This is a genomic window from Bacillus cereus group sp. BfR-BA-01311 (genome assembly GCF_022664295.1).
In the GTDB taxonomy this organism is placed as follows: Bacteria; Bacillota; Bacilli; order Bacillales; family Bacillaceae_G; genus Bacillus_A; species Bacillus_A cereus.
In genome coordinates, this window is the sequence record NZ_JAKUHC010000006.1 from 106,936 (window position 1) to 123,541 (window position 16,606).

Below are 16,606 nucleotides of genomic sequence, written 5' to 3' on the forward strand. Positions count from 1 at the left end.
GATGAGAAATTCTTAAACATGCAAATGAAAACTTTGTTTTCATTTCGTATATACATAAAAAATGCTTTGTCAATTCTGTAGGGAGGTATTTCCATGGTAGAGAAAATGAATGAAGAAGTTATGGATTCAAAAGAATTACAAGTTGGTGACGTTGTTACAGGTTCTGTAACGAAGGTTGAAGAGAAACAAGTGCTTGTAAATGTTGGATACAAAACAGATGGCGTAATTCCAATTAGTGAATTAGCTAACGTTCATATTGAAAAAGCAAGCGATGTTGTAGAATTAGATCAAACACTAGAGTTGAAAATTATTAAATTAGAAGAAGATGATCTTGTCTTATCTAAACGTGCTGTTGATGCAGAAAAAGCATGGGTAGAACTACAAGAGAAATTTACTTCTGGTCATGTATTTGATGTTACTGTAAAAGATATTGTGAATGGCGGATTAGTTGTGGACCTTGGTGTTCGCGGTTTTATTCCAGCTTCACTTGTAGAAGTACATTATGTAGAAGACTTTACTGACTATAAAGGTAAAACATTAGCGGTGAAAATTGTTGAATTAGACCGTGAAAAAAATCGTGTAATCCTTTCGCATAAAGCGGTAGTAGAATTAGAACTAGATTCTAAGAAAAAAGAAGCAATTTCTTCATTAAAAGAAGGGGACGTTGTTGAAGGAACAGTACAACGATTAACTGACTTTGGCGCATTCGTTAACGTTGGTGGAGTGGACGGTTTAGTTCACATTTCACAAATTTCACACGAACGTGTAGAGCAACCTTCTGAAGTGTTAGAGCAAGGTCAAAAGGTTAAGGTAAAGGTGTTATCTGTTGATGCTGATACACAACGTATTTCTTTATCAATTAAAGCAGCTCAACCAGGACCTTGGGAAAACGTTGCTGGCGAAATAAAAGCTGGAGATATTCGTGAGGGAGTAGTAAAACGCCTTGTTACATTTGGTGCATTCGTTGAGATTTTACCGGGCGTTGAAGGGCTTGTACACGTATCTCAAATTGCAAATCGTCACGTGAAAAATCCGAATGAAGTATTGGAAATGGGACAAGAAGTAAAAGTGAAAGTACTTGAAGTTCACGTAGCAGAGAAACGTATTTCTTTAAGTATAAAAGAAGCGCTTGAGGAAAATAATGTAACTGAAGATTATAGTCAGTATGAGCCAAATGCTGATTCTGCTACTTTCCAATTAAGTGATATTATTGGTGAACAACTGAAAAAATTAAAGAAATAATGAGGGGTACAAGTGGTAAGGGCAAAACGTAAATTAGATCATATTGAATACGCTCTTTCTACTGGTCAGTCTCGTACGCATGGCTTTCATGATATTGATTTTGTGCATCAAAGCTTGCCAAATTCAAATTATGACACAATAACATGTGAAACAAAAATCGGCGAACTTTCACTAAGTTCGCCGATTTTTATCAATGCGATGACTGGTGGTGGAGGAGAGAAAACGTTACATATTAATGAGCAATTAGCATATGTAGCGAAACATCATAACCTTGCTATGGCTGTAGGTTCGCAAATGGCGGCGTTAAAAGATGAAAGTGAAGCTGCTTCTTATAAGGTGATTAGAAAGGTAAACCCAAATGGTATTTTCTTTGCTAATTTAGGTAGTGAGGCAACTATCGAGCAGGCAGAGCGCGCCGTTGATATGATTGAAGCGAATGCATTACAAATTCATTTAAATGTCATACAAGAGTTAACGATGCCAGAAGGAGACCGTGATTTTACTGGAGTACTTCAGCGCATTGAGAAAATTGTTTTAAATAGTAAAGTTCCTATCATTGTAAAAGAAGTTGGATTTGGGATGAGTAAGGAAACAATGCAACAGTTAGTGAACGTAGGTGTAACAGCAATTGATATTGGTGGGCAAGGTGGTACGAATTTTGCTGCTGTTGAAAACGAAAGAAGACAGCGAATGCTTTCTTATTTTAATAACTGGGGCATACAAACAGCAACCTCGATTATTGAAGCAACCTCTACAAATAATAACCTCTCTTTTATTGCATCTGGGGGTATACAAACAGCGCTTGACGTAGCGAAAGCAATCGCATTAGGGGCGAATACAACTGCGTTTGCTGGTTATTTTTTACGTATTTTAATGCAAGATGGTATCGAGAAGTTAGTAGATGAAATTGAGCTTCTACATACAGATTTGAAATTTATAATGACAGCTCTTGGTGCGAAGACGATAGAAGAGTTGCAATCTGTACCTCTTGTTGTAAAGGGTGAAACATATCATTGGTTAATGCAGCGTGGTATTGATACTGCGCATTATAGTAGGAGATAAAGTTATTTAATATCAACCGGAGAATTATTTATATCCGGTTGATATTAAATTAATATGAATTGCGTATAGAATTTTTGAATTTGTATATTACTATATAAAAAATATTTTATATAGAGAGGCTATTCTTTAGTGAATTTATTGCTGTAATATAGAAAGGCAGTATTAGAAAGGAGCAAATGTTTTGGGGGATATAGCATTTTTTATGGATAAATTTCGGATTCATTTATTAGAAAAAGGTGAAGAAAATAAAAAAACATCAGATTTGATAGCGATTTTATATATAATATATTTTATTAGTATATTAATGTTGGTTCCTATGTTGTTAAAAAAAGTCGGTATAATAGAATTATCAAATTACTTTGTTGAATTGTTTGATATACTTAAAGGGGTTTTACGTGGGGATATTAGCTACGAAACGCAAAACAAATTAATCATGATGACAGATAAGTTAATGAAATTTACGAATGAATATATAAGCGATTTTAGTCTGTACATAAAATGGACAATTATCGTGTTTATTTTTATGTTAATTAGTCAAGTGATAAGAGTGGTATTTAAATCTATAAAAGTTCGATTGATTGTACAAAGTGTGTTGTCTTTTGTATATTTGATAATGCTTGAAGAAAATATGATTTTTGCATTAATAATTGGGCTAGTAATTCTTTTTTGGATGACACGATATATAAGTGTAGGAAGTTTAAAATATGTTAATTTTTTTATGTATTTAAGTGGTACAATTCGCATTTATCATTTAAATAAAGCAGAAGAAAAAGCGAGGGTTATCAAGAGTCGGTTTAGCTATTGGTTAGTAATTTTAATTAGCTTTTTTGTCGTGACTTATTGTACGAAAATGATTTTTTGGGGTATATCTCTTAAGATGAATGCCTTGATTGGTCTCTCTTTATTTTTGTTAATATGGATGAATTCGAGTTCTAATAAAGTAATAGAACTAGTTAGAAAATTAGTAGTTTATGTATTGTTTATACCTATTGTAATATTAGCTAATGATGTGTTTAATAGTTCTGATGTAGTTAAAACGTTATCTATCTTTATAACTGTCTTTTTTTCATTAGAGCGAATTATCGGGATTGGCAAGGAAATCAAAAAACAAGTTGAAGAATATGATATTAACTATATTTTTAATTTTTATGAGATGAAGGACTATAGGGCCATCCAAAATGTAGATATTTTGAATGAATTAGATTTGGAAATAGAGGAAGAAGAGTTAGTAAAGCAGGTATTATGTTATATGGCTATTGATAAAAATATAGCAAAAAAATTAATAGAATTTTATTTGAAGAATTTTTATAAATACGAGGCGCTAGTACTTTACTGTCAGTACCAATTAAAGATTGAGAAATATAATGAGAGGGAAATTGGAAAAACACAATTGCGTGATTTGTTAAGCGTTATGCAGAGGGTACAAAAAGCGAATAGTAAAGAGCAAAATATTATTAAAATGGAAAACGCAGCGAAAGAATTAGCTGATTTGTATTTTCAATTAGGGGAAAATGAATTGGAAATTATAAACCTTTTATCTGGGTATGTTATGCTATCTGACTATTATAAGTTTATATTGGTAAACTCGTATATCAAAGTTGATAATATTGTAAAGGCCGAGGAAGTATTTTGTACAATTAATGATAAAGATACTTATTCGTTAGAGATATAATATTAATTTAAATAGGTATCGAGATAATCGCTATTCTCAGATATATTTGTAAATTATAGTCTAAACCAATAGGTATAGTGACGATTGATGCCACGTCAAGTAATCGAATCTATAATGCGAACACAAAAGAATTGTATTATGAGTAGAAATTATGAAGAAATATGTAAAAGACGGTTTCGTACAATATAGAAACCGTCTTTTTGTATTAATTAGTGCTGGTTTTGTTTTCGAGCCTGTTCTGGTGTATCAAGTCCAGTTGCACCTGGATATTGTAGTGATTGATCACGATCGGATTCAACGCGGCGTGATTCTCGTAGTTTTCGTTCTTGGCGATCTTTACCCATAATGAATAACACCTCCTTGTTAAAAGTGTTGCTGTTATAAGAAAAAACTATGCGTAAATAAAGTGGATTAACTTTCATAAAAAGTTCCCATAATGGAAAACATAGGAGGTGAAGTTGATGGATGGAAGTACTTTTTATTTTGTAGCTTGGATAGGGTGGATCATTGTAACCTTTTTTATGAAAAAGGACCCTATCCGGTGGAAGTTAGGCGCTTGTATACTGATTTTTATAATTTGCTCTCCGTTACATGTAACGATTGCCTCATTCGTGGTATCAGTAAATGCTCTTTTACTTTGTATTATTTCTTTTATAGGGATCACGCTATATTCCGTCTGGAAAAAATTGTATAGCTTACTTTCGGCACTTATTATTGCAATGTTATATACAAGTTTTCATCTGTTAGAAATATATGATCCGATTTGGATTGTGGTGGATAGAGTGTTTCTGCTAAGTAGTGCTCTTGTGTATGCATCGGTGTTATTGCATGGGGATCGCATATTACGATTATGTTCTCTATATGTAGGGATGTTACAAGGAGAGCTGCTAGTGACATTTATTTTTAGGAAATTGAATTTTCCATATGATTACGGTAGTTTAGCATTTTTTGATATCGTCGCCATTTCTACATTATTCATGGCAATATTGTTTTGGATTGCAAAAGCATCAGTATACATGGAACGGTTTAAGAGAAAAACACGTAAAAGAAAGGCGAGGGTAATACATGACTGAATATACACCAGCCATTTTATGCGGCGTAATAGCGGGGACAGTTACAAGGGTGCTAATGCTTCGGACGGATACGCGGCAATATCCGACGAGGCTACATGGGAAAATTATTCATATTGCAATGGGGTTAATTGCAGCTGCTTTAGGAGCGATTGCAATCCCGTCTATTTTGAAAAAAGATTTTTCTGCCATTACATTTCTTACATTAGCAGCGACACAATTTCGTGATGTACGTAATATGGAAAGAAATACGCTTCAACAATTAGATGGGTATGAGCTCGTACCGCGTGGAAATACATACATTGAAGGAATTGCATTGGTTTTTGAAAGTCGCAACTATTTGGCAATGTTAACGTCGTTTGCAACGACGTTTGCGTATATAGGATTCCGTTCATGGATTGCAGGAGTAATTATGGCTATAATCGCATTTTTTATCGCGAAAAAATTAATGTCTGGTAAAAGGCTACATGATCTTGTTGAAATTGAGCACGTTCCGCTTCGTTTTGAAGGAGCAGGGCTTTATATTGACAATATTTACATTATGAATATTGGATTGCCAGCAAGACAAGAAGAAATTATGAAATATGGTATGGGTTTTATTTTAAAGCCGAAATCAATTGATGCGATGGTTACAATCTCAAATTTAGGGCAACGACAAGCTATTTTACACGATGTTTCAGTAGCGTTAGGGATTTATAGAGATTCTGGTACACCAGCGCTTGTACCGTTAGCAAAGCGTGATTTAGAGGATGGCAGGGTTGGGATTTTTGTCCTGCCGCAAGATCAAGATGCAGAGAAAGCGATAGGTGTCATAGGAAATGTACCAACGTTAGAAAGTGCTGTCCATATGTCATCGGAAGCCCCAAAAGGAAGGGGAGATAAGAGATGATGTTAGAAAGTGTTATTCTGGCAGTTATAACAACGACTCCAGAAAAATTTGCAGGTGGTGCTCCTTTATTCGTTTGCGAATCGACGGAGGAACTAGAATTTGTTGCAAATAATTTAGAAGCAATTTTAGATGGTATAGCACATCGCTTACAAGAGAATGTATATATTATTGTGAAACATTAGCAACGTGTGTTATAATGTGAGGTGTTTTGATACGTTGAGAAATATTCTGGAATGCAAATCCCTTCTTGCACAAAGAAGGGTTTTTTACATAATAAACAGAAGCAAGTTGAAAGGATGAAAGTATATGCCGAAACCAGTAATAGCGATAGTAGGTCGCCCGAACGTAGGGAAATCTACTATTTTCAATAGAATTGTTGGAGAAAGAGTTTCAATCGTAGAAGATATTCCAGGTGTAACGCGCGATCGTATTTATAGCGCTGGAGAATGGTTAAATCATGAATTTAACATTATTGATACGGGCGGAATTGATATTGGAGACGAGCCGTTTTTGACACAAATTCGTCAACAAGCTGAAGTAGCAATTGATGAAGCGGATGTTATCATTTTTATGACAAACGGTCGTGACGGTGTAACAGCAGCTGATGAAGAAGTTGCAAAAATTTTATATCGTTCAAATAAACCGGTTGTACTTGCAGTAAATAAAGTAGACAATCCGGAAATGCGCAGTGACATTTATGACTTTTATGCATTAGGATTTGGCGAACCATTCCCAATTTCAGGTACACACGGATTAGGGTTAGGTGACTTACTAGACGAAGCTGCACAACATTTTCCAAAGATTGAAGAAGACGGATATGATGAAGACACAATTCGTTTCTCTTTAATTGGACGTCCAAACGTAGGGAAATCATCACTTGTAAATGCTCTTCTTGGTCAAGAGCGTGTAATTGTTAGTAATGTAGCAGGAACAACTCGTGATGCTGTCGATACACCATATAGTAAAGATGGAAAAGATTATGTAATTATTGATACAGCTGGTATGCGTAAAAAAGGAAAAGTGTATGAAAGTACAGAAAAATATAGTGTACTTCGTGCGCTAAGAGCGATTGAACGTTCTGACGTTGTTTTAGTCGTTTTAGATGGTGAAGAAGGAATTATTGAGCAAGATAAAAAAATCGCTGGATATGCTCATGATTCAGGGCGAGCTGTTGTTATCGTTGTAAATAAATGGGATGCAGTGAAAAAAGACGAAAAAACAATGAAAGCATTTGAAGAAAATATCCGTGCTCATTTCCAATTCTTAGAATACGCACCAATTGTTTTCTTATCTGCAAAAACGAGAAAACGTACACAAACATTAATACCGGTTATCGATGAGGTAAATGAAAGTCATAGTATCCGTATTCAAACGAACGTATTAAATGATGTAATTATGGATGCGGTAGCGATGAATCCGACGCCAACTCATAATGGTAGCCGTCTGAAAATTTTCTATGCAACACAAGTTGCGGTAAAACCACCGACATTTGTTGTGTTTGTAAACGATCCAGAATTATTGCACTTCTCATATGAGCGTTTCTTAAAGAATCGCTTACGTGAATCATTTGGCTTCGTAGGAACGCCGATTCACATTATCGCTAGAGCAAGAGACTAATGGAGAGGATGTGATTTTATGACAAAAATCACAGTAGTAGGAGCAGGTAGCTGGGGAACAGCGTTAGCGATGGTATTAGCTGACAATGGACATGATGTACGTATTTGGGGAAATCGCCCAGAACTTATGGATGAAATTAATACGAAACATGAGAATAGTCGATATCTCCCAGGCATTACATTGCCAAGCACAATCGTAGCCTACTCTTCTTTAGAAGAAGCATTAGTAGATGTAAATACAGTACTGCTAGTAGTACCAACGAAAGCGTACAGAGATGTATTACAAGAGATGAAAGAAATTGTTACTGAACCAATTACTTGGATTCATGCGAGCAAAGGAATTGAACCTGGTACGTCAAAACGTATTTCGGAAGTGATTGAGGAAGAAATTCCAGAGCACTTAATTAAAGATGTTGTTGTACTGTCTGGACCGAGTCATGCTGAAGAAGTCGGTTTACGACAAGCGACAACAGTTACGTCTGCAGCAAAGCGTATGGAAGCGGCTGAGGAAGTACAAGATTTATTTATGAATAGTTATTTTCGTGTATACACAAATCCAGATATCGTTGGAGTTGAACTTGGTGGTGCGTTAAAAAATATTATCGCATTAGCTGCTGGTATAACTGATGGTCTTGGATTAGGTGATAATGCAAAGGCGGCATTGATGACACGTGGTTTAACAGAGATTGCTCGTTTAGGAAGAAAAATGGGCGGGAATCCGTTAACGTTTGCTGGTCTAACTGGTATGGGAGACTTAATTGTAACTTGTACAAGTGTTCATAGCCGAAATTGGCGCGCTGGAAATATGCTTGGAAAAGGACACTCTTTAGAAGAAGTGTTAGAAAGCATGGGTATGGTTGTGGAAGGTGTAAGAACAACGAAAGCTGCTCATGAATTGGCAGAGAAAATGGAAGTTGAAATGCCGATTACAGCTGCTTTATATGACGTGCTGTTCAATGGGAATAACGTAAAAGATGCAGTAGGCTCATTGATGGGACGTGTTCGAAAACATGAAGTGGAAGCTATACCTGATTTACTGTAAAGAAAAGCGACAGAAGTACATTTGTACTTCTGTCGCTTTTTTATTTTTTGGGTCTTTTCACCATTTTTTCATTTTTGCATAGGATGAAGAGTAACTTGAGGAGAGGGTGAAAAGAATGGATAATAATATTTTTAATAATATTGAGAAGGAAGCGAAAGTAAATAAAGAGGATATTTTTAAATTAGCATCATCCGTGCAAAATGCGAATTTACGTGATGAAACTGTACTTCGTCAATTAATTCATCAAGTGGCTCTTATGGCGGGACGTGAAGTGCCGAAAGAGCAAGAGGATCAAATTGTAAAAGCGATTATTAATAATAATATGCCAACAGATTTTGGTTCGTTAAGCAAAATGTTTAAAAAATAAATTATGAGAAACAAAGAGTTTGGAGATTGCATATGATAGCCATGAAAGAATGGGAATAGAGCTGTTTTTGGGCATATTTGGTCAACCGAAGCGAGAGATACAATCGCTTCGGTTTTATTTTTGCCTAGATTGGTGAGAAATGCTGGAAAACCTATTGATTAAAGTTACATACTCGCGATTTGTAGTAAAATGTTCTTTTTGTATTTGTTTAAAGATTTTAATTTGTTAAAATAGTATAAAAATAGATTAATAAAAAGGGGTGTGTATATGTCAGAAGGGCTTATGAAAATGTGGTTGGCTTTAGGGGCAATTGGATTTATGTTTTTTGCAGTAAGTTTTATTTTATTAAGTAGACATAGAATAAAGAATAAATTTTTGAAAGGGATTACAGCGTTAGTAGCGTACACCCTTATGATTGTGTCAGGAATTGTTATTTTTCTTGTTGTATTTAGTGGACCTGTACAGCAGTAAATGGAATGGTCTCGAAAATACTACATACGGAGCAAATTAGATTAGTATGAAAAGGTGATGCTAGTGAAAAAATTCCATATTATTTTAATATTTTGTTGTATGAGCCTTTTAACGGGGTGTCTGTATCCGAAAGAAAATATGAAGCAAAATGCGGTTCCTTATGAAGATCAGCTACAGGTTGTTCAAAAAGCTGTTGTGACATTTAAGGAGCAAAATGATGGGATATTGCCAATTAAGACGAGGGATATGAGTACACCTATTTATCAAAAGTATCCAATCGATTTTCAACAGATTGCCCCGCGTTACATACAAGAAGCGCCAGGGAATGCGTATGAAAGTGGAGGAGTATATCAATACGTATTAATAGACGTTGAAACAAATCCGACAGTAAAGTTAATTGATGTTAGGATGGCTGAACAAATTCAGGAACTATCTTTAAAGCTTAGGATGTATCGTGATGAACATCAATATCCACCTTTTAAAAAAGTAATTTCAGATGGTGTATATGAATTGGATTTCAAAAAACTAGGATATAAAGATGTGCCACAAGTGACAAGTCCATATTCTGGTAAAGGACTTCCTTTTGTAATTAATGAAAAAGGAGAAGTTTTTGTTGATTATAGAATCGACTTATATGACGCTTTGAAAAAAAATGAAGGGCAGTTTACAGAGGGAGAAGATATTCGAAATATACTTTCGAAAGGTTCCCCGTTTGTACCAGCTTATTCTTTACCGTACACAGTAAAGGACGGAGAACCAATTTTTTTAAAATGATAAGTCATGAACCTTTCTTTTAGTGAATAAGTTCTAGAAGAAAGGTTTTTTATGTTATACAACTTACGATGCAAACAAAAGATATTTTTTAATAGTCATATGAAATTGGACAAAATTATATGATATATTGTCCGAACTTCTAGAATACCATTATATTATATCAGATATTATAGGCAACGTTAGAGAAGGTATTAGTTGACTATAAACGCGGAATTATTCCCAAAAATTTTGAGGGAGGGAATCACTTGGAAAAGGTAGATATTTTTAAAGATATTGCAGAACGAACAGGCGGTGATATTTATTTTGGAGTTGTAGGAGCTGTTCGAACAGGGAAATCAACATTCATTAAAAAATTTATGGAACTTGTAGTTATTCCAAATATTGAGAATGAGTCTGACCGTCAAAGAGCGCAGGATGAATTGCCTCAAAGTGCTGCTGGTCGTACAATTATGACGACGGAACCGAAGTTTGTTCCAAACCAAGCGGTTTCTATCGAAGTAGATGAAGGACTTGAAGTGAATATTCGATTAGTAGATTGTGTTGGATATACGGTTCCTGGAGCGAAGGGCTATGAAGATGAGAATGGCCCGCGTATGATTAATACCCCTTGGTATGAAGAACCTATTCCATTCCATGAAGCTGCAGAAATCGGCACGCGTAAAGTAATTCAAGAACATTCAACAATTGGTGTTGTAATTACAACAGATGGAACAATTGGTGAAATTCCAAGAAGAGATTATATAGAGGCAGAAGAACGCGTTGTAAATGAGTTGAAAGAAGTAGGAAAACCTTTCATTATGATAATTAATACGGTACAGCCGTATCATCCAGATACAGAGCAATTACGCCAAAGTTTATCAGAAGAATATGATATCCCGGTTATTGCAATGAGTGTGGAGAGTTTAAGAGAAACAGATGTATATAATGTACTTCGTGAAGCGCTATTTGAATTCCCTGTATTAGAAGTGAATGTGAACCTTCCGAGTTGGGTAATGGTGCTAAATGAAGGGCATTGGTTGCGTCAAAGTTATCAAGAAGCAGTTCAAGAAACTGTGAAGGATATAAAACGTCTTCGTGATGTGGATCGCGTTGTTTGGCAGTTTAGTCAATATGAATTTATTGATCGAGCGAGCCTAGCTGGCATTGATATGGGGCAAGGTGTGGCGGAGATTGATTTATATGCGCCAGATGAATTATATGATCAGATTTTAAAAGAAGTAGTAGGAGTAGAAATTCGAGGGAAAGATCATTTGTTAAAGCTTATGCTCGATTTATCTCATGCGAAAATAGAGTACGATCAAGTGGCGGATGCACTGCGTATGGTTAAGCAAACAGGATATGGTGTAGCAGCACCTGCATTAGCGGATATGAGCTTAGATGAGCCAGAAATTATTCGTCACGGTTCAAGGTTTGGTGTGAAGTTAAAAGCGGTAGCGCCATCTATTCATATGATTAAAGTAGATGTAGAGTCAACGTTTGAGCCGATTATTGGTACTGAAAAGCAAAGTGAAGAATTAGTTCGTTATTTAATGCAAGATTTTGAAGATGACCCGTTATCAATTTGGAATTCTGATATATTTGGACGTTCACTTAGCTCGATTGTTCGAGAAGGAATTCAGGCGAAATTATCTTTAATGCCAGAAAATGCTAGATATAAATTAAAAGAAACGCTAGAAAGAATTATTAATGAAGGATCTGGCGGATTAATTGCGATTATACTATAAGAAAAAATCCCTCTCATTGTAGAGGGATTTTTTGTTTTTTTTGATTATAAAATAGAAAAATAAACAGTCATTATCTAATACATTGTTGTAAATTGTCAAGTTTCATCAGATTTTCACATTTTAAGAGTAACAATTTCCTTAAAAATATTGAATTATAAAGGAGAATCGTATAATATAGGCGTTGATAATGATTTATCTACATCTTTGTAGTATAGAATTTGCAAAAATTGCCTACAAATGAAAGTAAGACTCATTTTATGATCATTATACAGTCTTATCTTTGGGAGGAGGTGAATGGCATGAACAAGACAGATTTAATCAATGCTGTTGCAGAAGCAAGTTCCCTTTCTAAAAAGGACGCAACAAAAGCAGTAGACGCTGTTTTTGATTCTATCTTAGAAGCTTTAAAACAAGGTGATAAAGTACAACTGATCGGATTCGGTAACTTCGAAGTTCGTGAGCGTGCGGCTCGTAAAGGTCGTAACCCACAAACAGGTGAGGAGATTGAAATCGCTGCAAGTAAAGTACCTGCATTCAAACCTGGTAAAGCGTTAAAAGATGCGGTTAAATAATCCTTACATATTAACAGGGAAGAAGAGTTTCCTTTTTGGGAACTCTTCTTTTTGCTTTTAAAAACATAAATATGCTAGAATGTGTTCGTATCACTTTTAGGTTTTCGGGAGGGCTAGCGGATGGCAAAAGTTAATTTAGAACAAATTGAACATGCAGTACGCCTTATTTTAGAGGCGATTGGAGATGACCCAAATCGTGAGGGAGTACTTGATACACCAAAGCGTGTTGCAAAAATGTACGCAGAAGTGTTCTCAGGTATGCATGAAGATCCGAAAGAGCATTTGCATAAAGTATTCGGAGAAGATCACGAAGAGCTTGTACTAGTAAAAGATATACCATTTTATTCGATGTGTGAGCATCATTTAGTACCATTCTATGGAGTTGCTCACGTTGCATATATTCCGCAAGGTGGAAAGGTAACAGGGTTAAGTAAATTAGCTCGTACCGTAGATACAATTGCACGTCGCCCACAACTGCAAGAACGTATTACATCAACAGTAGCGAACTCTATTATGGAAGTACTAGAGCCTCATGGTGTAATGGTAGTAGTAGAAGCAGAACATATGTGTATGACGATGCGTGGTGTGAAAAAACCAGGTGCGAAAACAGTAACGACAGCAGTGCGTGGTGTGCTTGAAAATGATGCTGCAGCGCGCAGTGAAATTTTATCGTTTATTAAAACGAAGTAAAGAAAAGCGGGAAACTGCTTTTCTTTTTTTTTTTTAGTAAATAAATGATATAGTTTTAACTAGACAGAGTGAGATTAGAAAGATTGCTTACATGAATGGTAGGTGTAGCCAAGTTTTGGTTATAGAAAATAGAGTGTATGTGTTATAATAAGTTTTATGAATTAGAAAACAAGGGTGATTTTTTGTGTGTGACATCTACGGAGGGTATGCGGGTATAAAAGAAAAATTGATGGAGAAATTACGCCATCCTTATTTTATAAACTATATTGAAGAACCATTTATTGATGAAGAAAAGATAGCATTGTTATATGGTGCTTTAAAGAGTGCAAACTTACATATAGAACAAATTGAGCATTACGTAGTAACAATTATGCTTGTACAAATTGCGCTTGATACGCATGAAAGGGTATCAAATAAAGCAGGCGAGGAAGAGATTGAATTCCATAAATGTCGTCAATTAACAGTACTTGCAGGCGATTACTATAGTGGACTATATTATTATTTATTGTCTATGAATCGTGATATTGTTTTAATTCGTGCACTTGCTGAAGGAATTAAAGAGATAAATGAACACAAAATTATGTTATACCAAAAAGCGCATGAAACGACGGATGACATAATGAAAAGCATAGTAACGATTGAGTCTGCGCTCCTTCAAAAAACATGTGATCATTTTCAGTTATCACATTGGAAGCCATTTATCACATACGTATTAGGTGGAAATCGCCTTCAAAAAGAAATTCAATTGTATGCTGATAAGCAACATTCACCTGTTTTTCAAGCTATGCAAGATGCTTTAGGGGATAAAGCAGAAGTAGTGATTAATGGTTGGATGAAGGAATTGAGAAAGAAAGAAAAACAATTTTTAGAAAATCACACAGACATAAATGAAATAAATTCTGTGTTAAGGAATAAATAGAAGACATAAGCAATTTTACATTGGAAGAAGGTACGAGCATGCAACAATCAAAAGAAGAAAGAGTACATGACGTATTTGAAAAGATTTCTGATAAATACGATGTGATGAATTCTGTAATTAGTTTTCAAAGACATAAAGCGTGGCGGAAAGAAACGATGCGAATTATGGATGTACAACCAGGCAGTCAAGCGCTTGATGTATGCTGTGGAACCGCAGATTGGACAATTGCGCTAGCTGGAGCCGTAGGTGAGCAAGGAAAGGTTGTTGGCTTAGACTTCAGTGAAAATATGTTATCTGTTGGTAAGCAAAAGGTAGAGGCGTTACAATTAAAACAAGTAGAACTTCTACATGGGAATGCAATGGAACTTCCGTTTGAAGATAATACGTTTGATTATGTGACGATTGGGTTTGGTTTACGTAACGTACCGGATTATATGCACGTATTAAAAGAAATGACGCGTGTAGTAAAACCAGGTGGAAAAGTAATCTGTTTAGAAACATCTCAACCAACAATGATTGGTTTTCGACAAGGGTATATTTTATACTTTAAATATATCATGCCGTTATTTGGAAAGATGTTTGCGAAAAGTTATAAAGAATATTCATGGCTTCAAGAATCTGCTAGTACGTTCCCAGGGATGAAAGAATTGGCTCAAATGTTTGAGCAAGCTGGGCTTGAACGTGTGCAAGTGAAACCATTTACTTTTGGGGTAGCAGCAATGCATTTAGGAATTAAACCAGAATCAAAATAGAAAAAAGAAGTTTTAGGTTAAGGTGAACAATATGAAGTTACAACTTATGTACTCTTTTTTACGATCGGATATTAATGTGATAGAAAAAGAATTAAAAAAGACAGTCGCTTCTGAACAGCCATTAGTAGAAGAGGCAGCATTACAGCTTATTGAAGCTGGTGGGAAACGAATTCGTCCTGTATTTGTGTTGCTTGCAGGGAAATTTGGAGATTATAAGTTAGATGCGATTAAGCATGTTGCTGTTGCGTTAGAACTTATTCATATGGCTTCTCTTGTTCACGATGATGTTATTGATGCTGCATTTTTACGACGCGGCAGTGCGACTGTGAATGCGAAATGGGGAGATCGTATTGCGATGTATACAGGGGACTATCTGTTCGCTAAGTCTCTTGAATGTATAACCAATATCGAAATTCCAGAGGCACATCAAGCGTTATCACATACTATTTTAGAAGTCTGTAAAGGTGAAATTGAACAAATTAAAGATAAATACAATTATGACCAAAATTTAAGAACGTATTTAAGAAGAATAAAGCGAAAAACAGCATTATTAATTGCCGCGAGTTGTCAATTGGGAGCGATTGCTGCTGGTGCTAATCGTGATACGGTAAATCGTCTATTTTGGTATGGGTATTTTGTAGGAATGTCTTATCAAATTATTGATGACATTTTAGACTTCGTTTCTACAGAAGAGAAACTTGGAAAACCTGCTGGTGGGGATTTACTACAAGGGAATATTACACTTCCTGCTTTATATGCGATGGAAGATCCCGTACTTCGTCAGAAAATCACATCTGTACATGAAAATTCAACAGCAAGTGAAATGCAAGAAATTATTGATGCTGTAAAAAATAGTACAGCAATTGATCAAGCATTTGCGTTTAGTGAACGTTATTTACATAAAGCTTTAGAAATAATAAAACCACTCCCACGTGGAAAAGCAAAGTACGCATTACAAAATGTTGCAAAGTATATTGGAAAACGAAAATTTTAAGGTTTATTCTAAAAAATAAAATAATCTCTCTATTTCAAAACTATTGCACAATTGTGATAAGGGTGATAATATGTGTGTGGGGATATACAATTACATACATAATTCAGAAGTGGAGAGATTTTTTATGGAAAAAACATTTCTAATGGTAAAACCAGACGGTGTACAACGTGCCTTCATTGGGGAAATTGTAGCTCGTTTTGAGAAAAAAGGCTTTCAATTAGTTGGTGCAAAATTAATGCAAGTCACTCCAGAAATTGCTGGACAACACTACGCTGAGCATAAGGAAAAACCTTTCTTTGGTGAGTTAGTAGACTTTATTACATCTGGACCTGTATTCGCAATGGTATGGCAAGGTGAAGGTGTAGTAGATACAGCTCGTAACATGATGGGGAAAACAAGACCACATGAAGCAGCTCCTGGAACAATTCGTGGAGATTTCGGTGTAACTGTTGCGAAAAACATTATCCATGGTTCTGATTCTTTAGAAAGCGCAGAGCGCGAGATTGCTATTTTCTTTAAAGAAGAAGAATTAGTTGACTACTCAAAATTAATGAATGAATGGATTTACTAATTATTTTGAAATAATTTGTAAACGCTTTAATCACTGTGATAATAGTAAAAAGTGCAAGGAGAATAGGGGTATTCTTCTTGCACTTTTTTTATTTTCAGTTAGTTACGAAGTTTGAACTGTTATGATATGTTGATATTTAAATTAGGACTATCGGAAATATAGAATAAGAAAATGGTCGA

19 protein-coding genes are annotated in these 16,606 nt (G+C 35.3%); 18 read left to right on the forward strand and 1 reads right to left on the reverse strand.

Annotation, left to right across the window (positions count from 1 at the left end):
* Nucleotides 1–93 precede the first annotated feature (93 nt).
* From rpsA to MR136_RS16150, 3 genes are all read left to right on the forward strand, one after another.
* Nucleotides 94–1,242 carry a 30S ribosomal protein S1 gene (gene rpsA, locus MR136_RS16140; RefSeq protein ID WP_000229559.1) on the forward strand — a complete coding sequence of 383 codons (1,149 nt, stop codon included), beginning with the start codon at nucleotides 94–96 and terminating at the stop codon, nucleotides 1,240–1,242.
* A gap of 12 nt (nucleotides 1,243–1,254) precedes the next feature.
* Entirely contained in the window at nucleotides 1,255–2,304 is a 1,050-nt protein-coding gene (locus tag MR136_RS16145; RefSeq protein ID WP_000251036.1) for a type 2 isopentenyl-diphosphate Delta-isomerase, read from the forward strand.
* Between the two features lie 181 nt (nucleotides 2,305–2,485).
* Entirely contained in the window at nucleotides 2,486–3,976 is a 1,491-nt protein-coding gene (locus tag MR136_RS16150; protein ID WP_242259525.1) for a hypothetical protein, read from the forward strand.
* 209 nt (nucleotides 3,977–4,185) lie between these two features.
* On the opposite strand, the gene MR136_RS16155 is transcribed toward MR136_RS16150, so the two are convergent.
* The gene (locus MR136_RS16155; protein WP_000513900.1) at nucleotides 4,186–4,320 is read right to left on the reverse strand and encodes a YpzI family protein; all 135 of its coding nucleotides are present in this window, start codon (nucleotides 4,318–4,320) and stop codon (nucleotides 4,186–4,188) included.
* 117 nt (nucleotides 4,321–4,437) lie between these two features.
* Here MR136_RS16155 and MR136_RS16160 point away from each other — a divergent pair, with 117 nt between their 5' ends.
* The 15 genes from MR136_RS16160 to ndk all read left to right on the forward strand — a co-directional run bounded on the left by MR136_RS16160 (nucleotide 4,438) and on the right by ndk (nucleotide 16,427).
* Nucleotides 4,438–5,049 carry a YphA family membrane protein gene (locus MR136_RS16160; protein ID WP_000349103.1) on the forward strand — a complete coding sequence of 204 codons (612 nt, stop codon included), beginning with the start codon at nucleotides 4,438–4,440 and terminating at the stop codon, nucleotides 5,047–5,049.
* The gene (locus tag MR136_RS16165; protein WP_000141596.1) at nucleotides 5,042–5,935 is read left to right on the forward strand and encodes a YIEGIA family protein; all 894 of its coding nucleotides are present in this window, start codon (nucleotides 5,042–5,044) and stop codon (nucleotides 5,933–5,935) included. The genes MR136_RS16160 and MR136_RS16165 overlap by 8 nt, the downstream gene beginning before the upstream one ends.
* Nucleotides 5,932–6,117, forward strand: a complete 186-nt coding sequence (locus MR136_RS16170) for a capping complex subunit for YIEGIA (protein WP_000979059.1) — start codon at nucleotides 5,932–5,934, stop codon at nucleotides 6,115–6,117. The genes MR136_RS16165 and MR136_RS16170 overlap by 4 nt, the downstream gene beginning before the upstream one ends.
* Nucleotides 6,118–6,241: 124 nt before the next feature.
* Nucleotides 6,242–7,552 carry a ribosome biogenesis GTPase Der gene (der, locus tag MR136_RS16175; RefSeq protein ID WP_001125893.1) on the forward strand — a complete coding sequence of 437 codons (1,311 nt, stop codon included), beginning with the start codon at nucleotides 6,242–6,244 and terminating at the stop codon, nucleotides 7,550–7,552.
* A gap of 18 nt (nucleotides 7,553–7,570) precedes the next feature.
* The gene (locus tag MR136_RS16180; protein ID WP_000161763.1) at nucleotides 7,571–8,593 is read left to right on the forward strand and encodes an NAD(P)H-dependent glycerol-3-phosphate dehydrogenase; all 1,023 of its coding nucleotides are present in this window, start codon (nucleotides 7,571–7,573) and stop codon (nucleotides 8,591–8,593) included.
* A gap of 115 nt (nucleotides 8,594–8,708) precedes the next feature.
* Nucleotides 8,709–8,960 carry a stage VI sporulation protein F gene (locus tag MR136_RS16185; protein WP_000369754.1) on the forward strand — a complete coding sequence of 84 codons (252 nt, stop codon included), beginning with the start codon at nucleotides 8,709–8,711 and terminating at the stop codon, nucleotides 8,958–8,960.
* A gap of 267 nt (nucleotides 8,961–9,227) precedes the next feature.
* On the forward strand, nucleotides 9,228–9,431 hold the full coding sequence (locus MR136_RS16190; RefSeq protein ID WP_001289008.1) for a DUF2768 domain-containing protein: 204 nt from the start codon (nucleotides 9,228–9,230) through the stop codon (nucleotides 9,429–9,431).
* Nucleotides 9,432–9,494: 63 nt separating this feature from the next.
* Nucleotides 9,495–10,205 carry a hypothetical protein gene (locus MR136_RS16195; RefSeq protein ID WP_000713407.1) on the forward strand — a complete coding sequence of 237 codons (711 nt, stop codon included), beginning with the start codon at nucleotides 9,495–9,497 and terminating at the stop codon, nucleotides 10,203–10,205.
* A gap of 245 nt (nucleotides 10,206–10,450) precedes the next feature.
* The gene (spoIVA, locus tag MR136_RS16200) at nucleotides 10,451–11,929 is read left to right on the forward strand and encodes a stage IV sporulation protein A (RefSeq protein WP_000416519.1); all 1,479 of its coding nucleotides are present in this window, start codon (nucleotides 10,451–10,453) and stop codon (nucleotides 11,927–11,929) included.
* Between the two features lie 299 nt (nucleotides 11,930–12,228).
* Complete coding sequence (locus MR136_RS16205) at nucleotides 12,229–12,501, forward strand: HU family DNA-binding protein (RefSeq protein WP_001043860.1); 273 nt, start codon at nucleotides 12,229–12,231, stop codon at nucleotides 12,499–12,501.
* Nucleotides 12,502–12,621: 120 nt separating this feature from the next.
* Entirely contained in the window at nucleotides 12,622–13,191 is a 570-nt protein-coding gene (folE, locus tag MR136_RS16210; protein ID WP_001151482.1) for a GTP cyclohydrolase I FolE, read from the forward strand.
* Between the two features lie 184 nt (nucleotides 13,192–13,375).
* Nucleotides 13,376–14,110: a heptaprenyl diphosphate synthase component 1 gene (locus tag MR136_RS16215; protein ID WP_000332847.1), complete on the forward strand. Its 735-nt coding sequence runs from the start codon at nucleotides 13,376–13,378 to the stop codon at nucleotides 14,108–14,110.
* Nucleotides 14,111–14,148: 38 nt separating this feature from the next.
* Entirely contained in the window at nucleotides 14,149–14,862 is a 714-nt protein-coding gene (menG, locus tag MR136_RS16220) for a 2-heptaprenyl-1,4-naphthoquinone methyltransferase (RefSeq protein ID WP_001187674.1), read from the forward strand.
* 31 nt (nucleotides 14,863–14,893) lie between these two features.
* Nucleotides 14,894–15,856, forward strand: a complete 963-nt coding sequence (gene hepT, locus MR136_RS16225; RefSeq protein WP_000776077.1) for a heptaprenyl diphosphate synthase component II — start codon at nucleotides 14,894–14,896, stop codon at nucleotides 15,854–15,856.
* Between the two features lie 124 nt (nucleotides 15,857–15,980).
* A complete protein-coding gene (gene ndk / locus MR136_RS16230) occupies nucleotides 15,981–16,427 on the forward strand; it encodes a nucleoside-diphosphate kinase (RefSeq protein ID WP_000415883.1) in 447 nt (148 codons plus the stop codon).
* Nucleotides 16,428–16,606 lie beyond the last annotated feature (179 nt).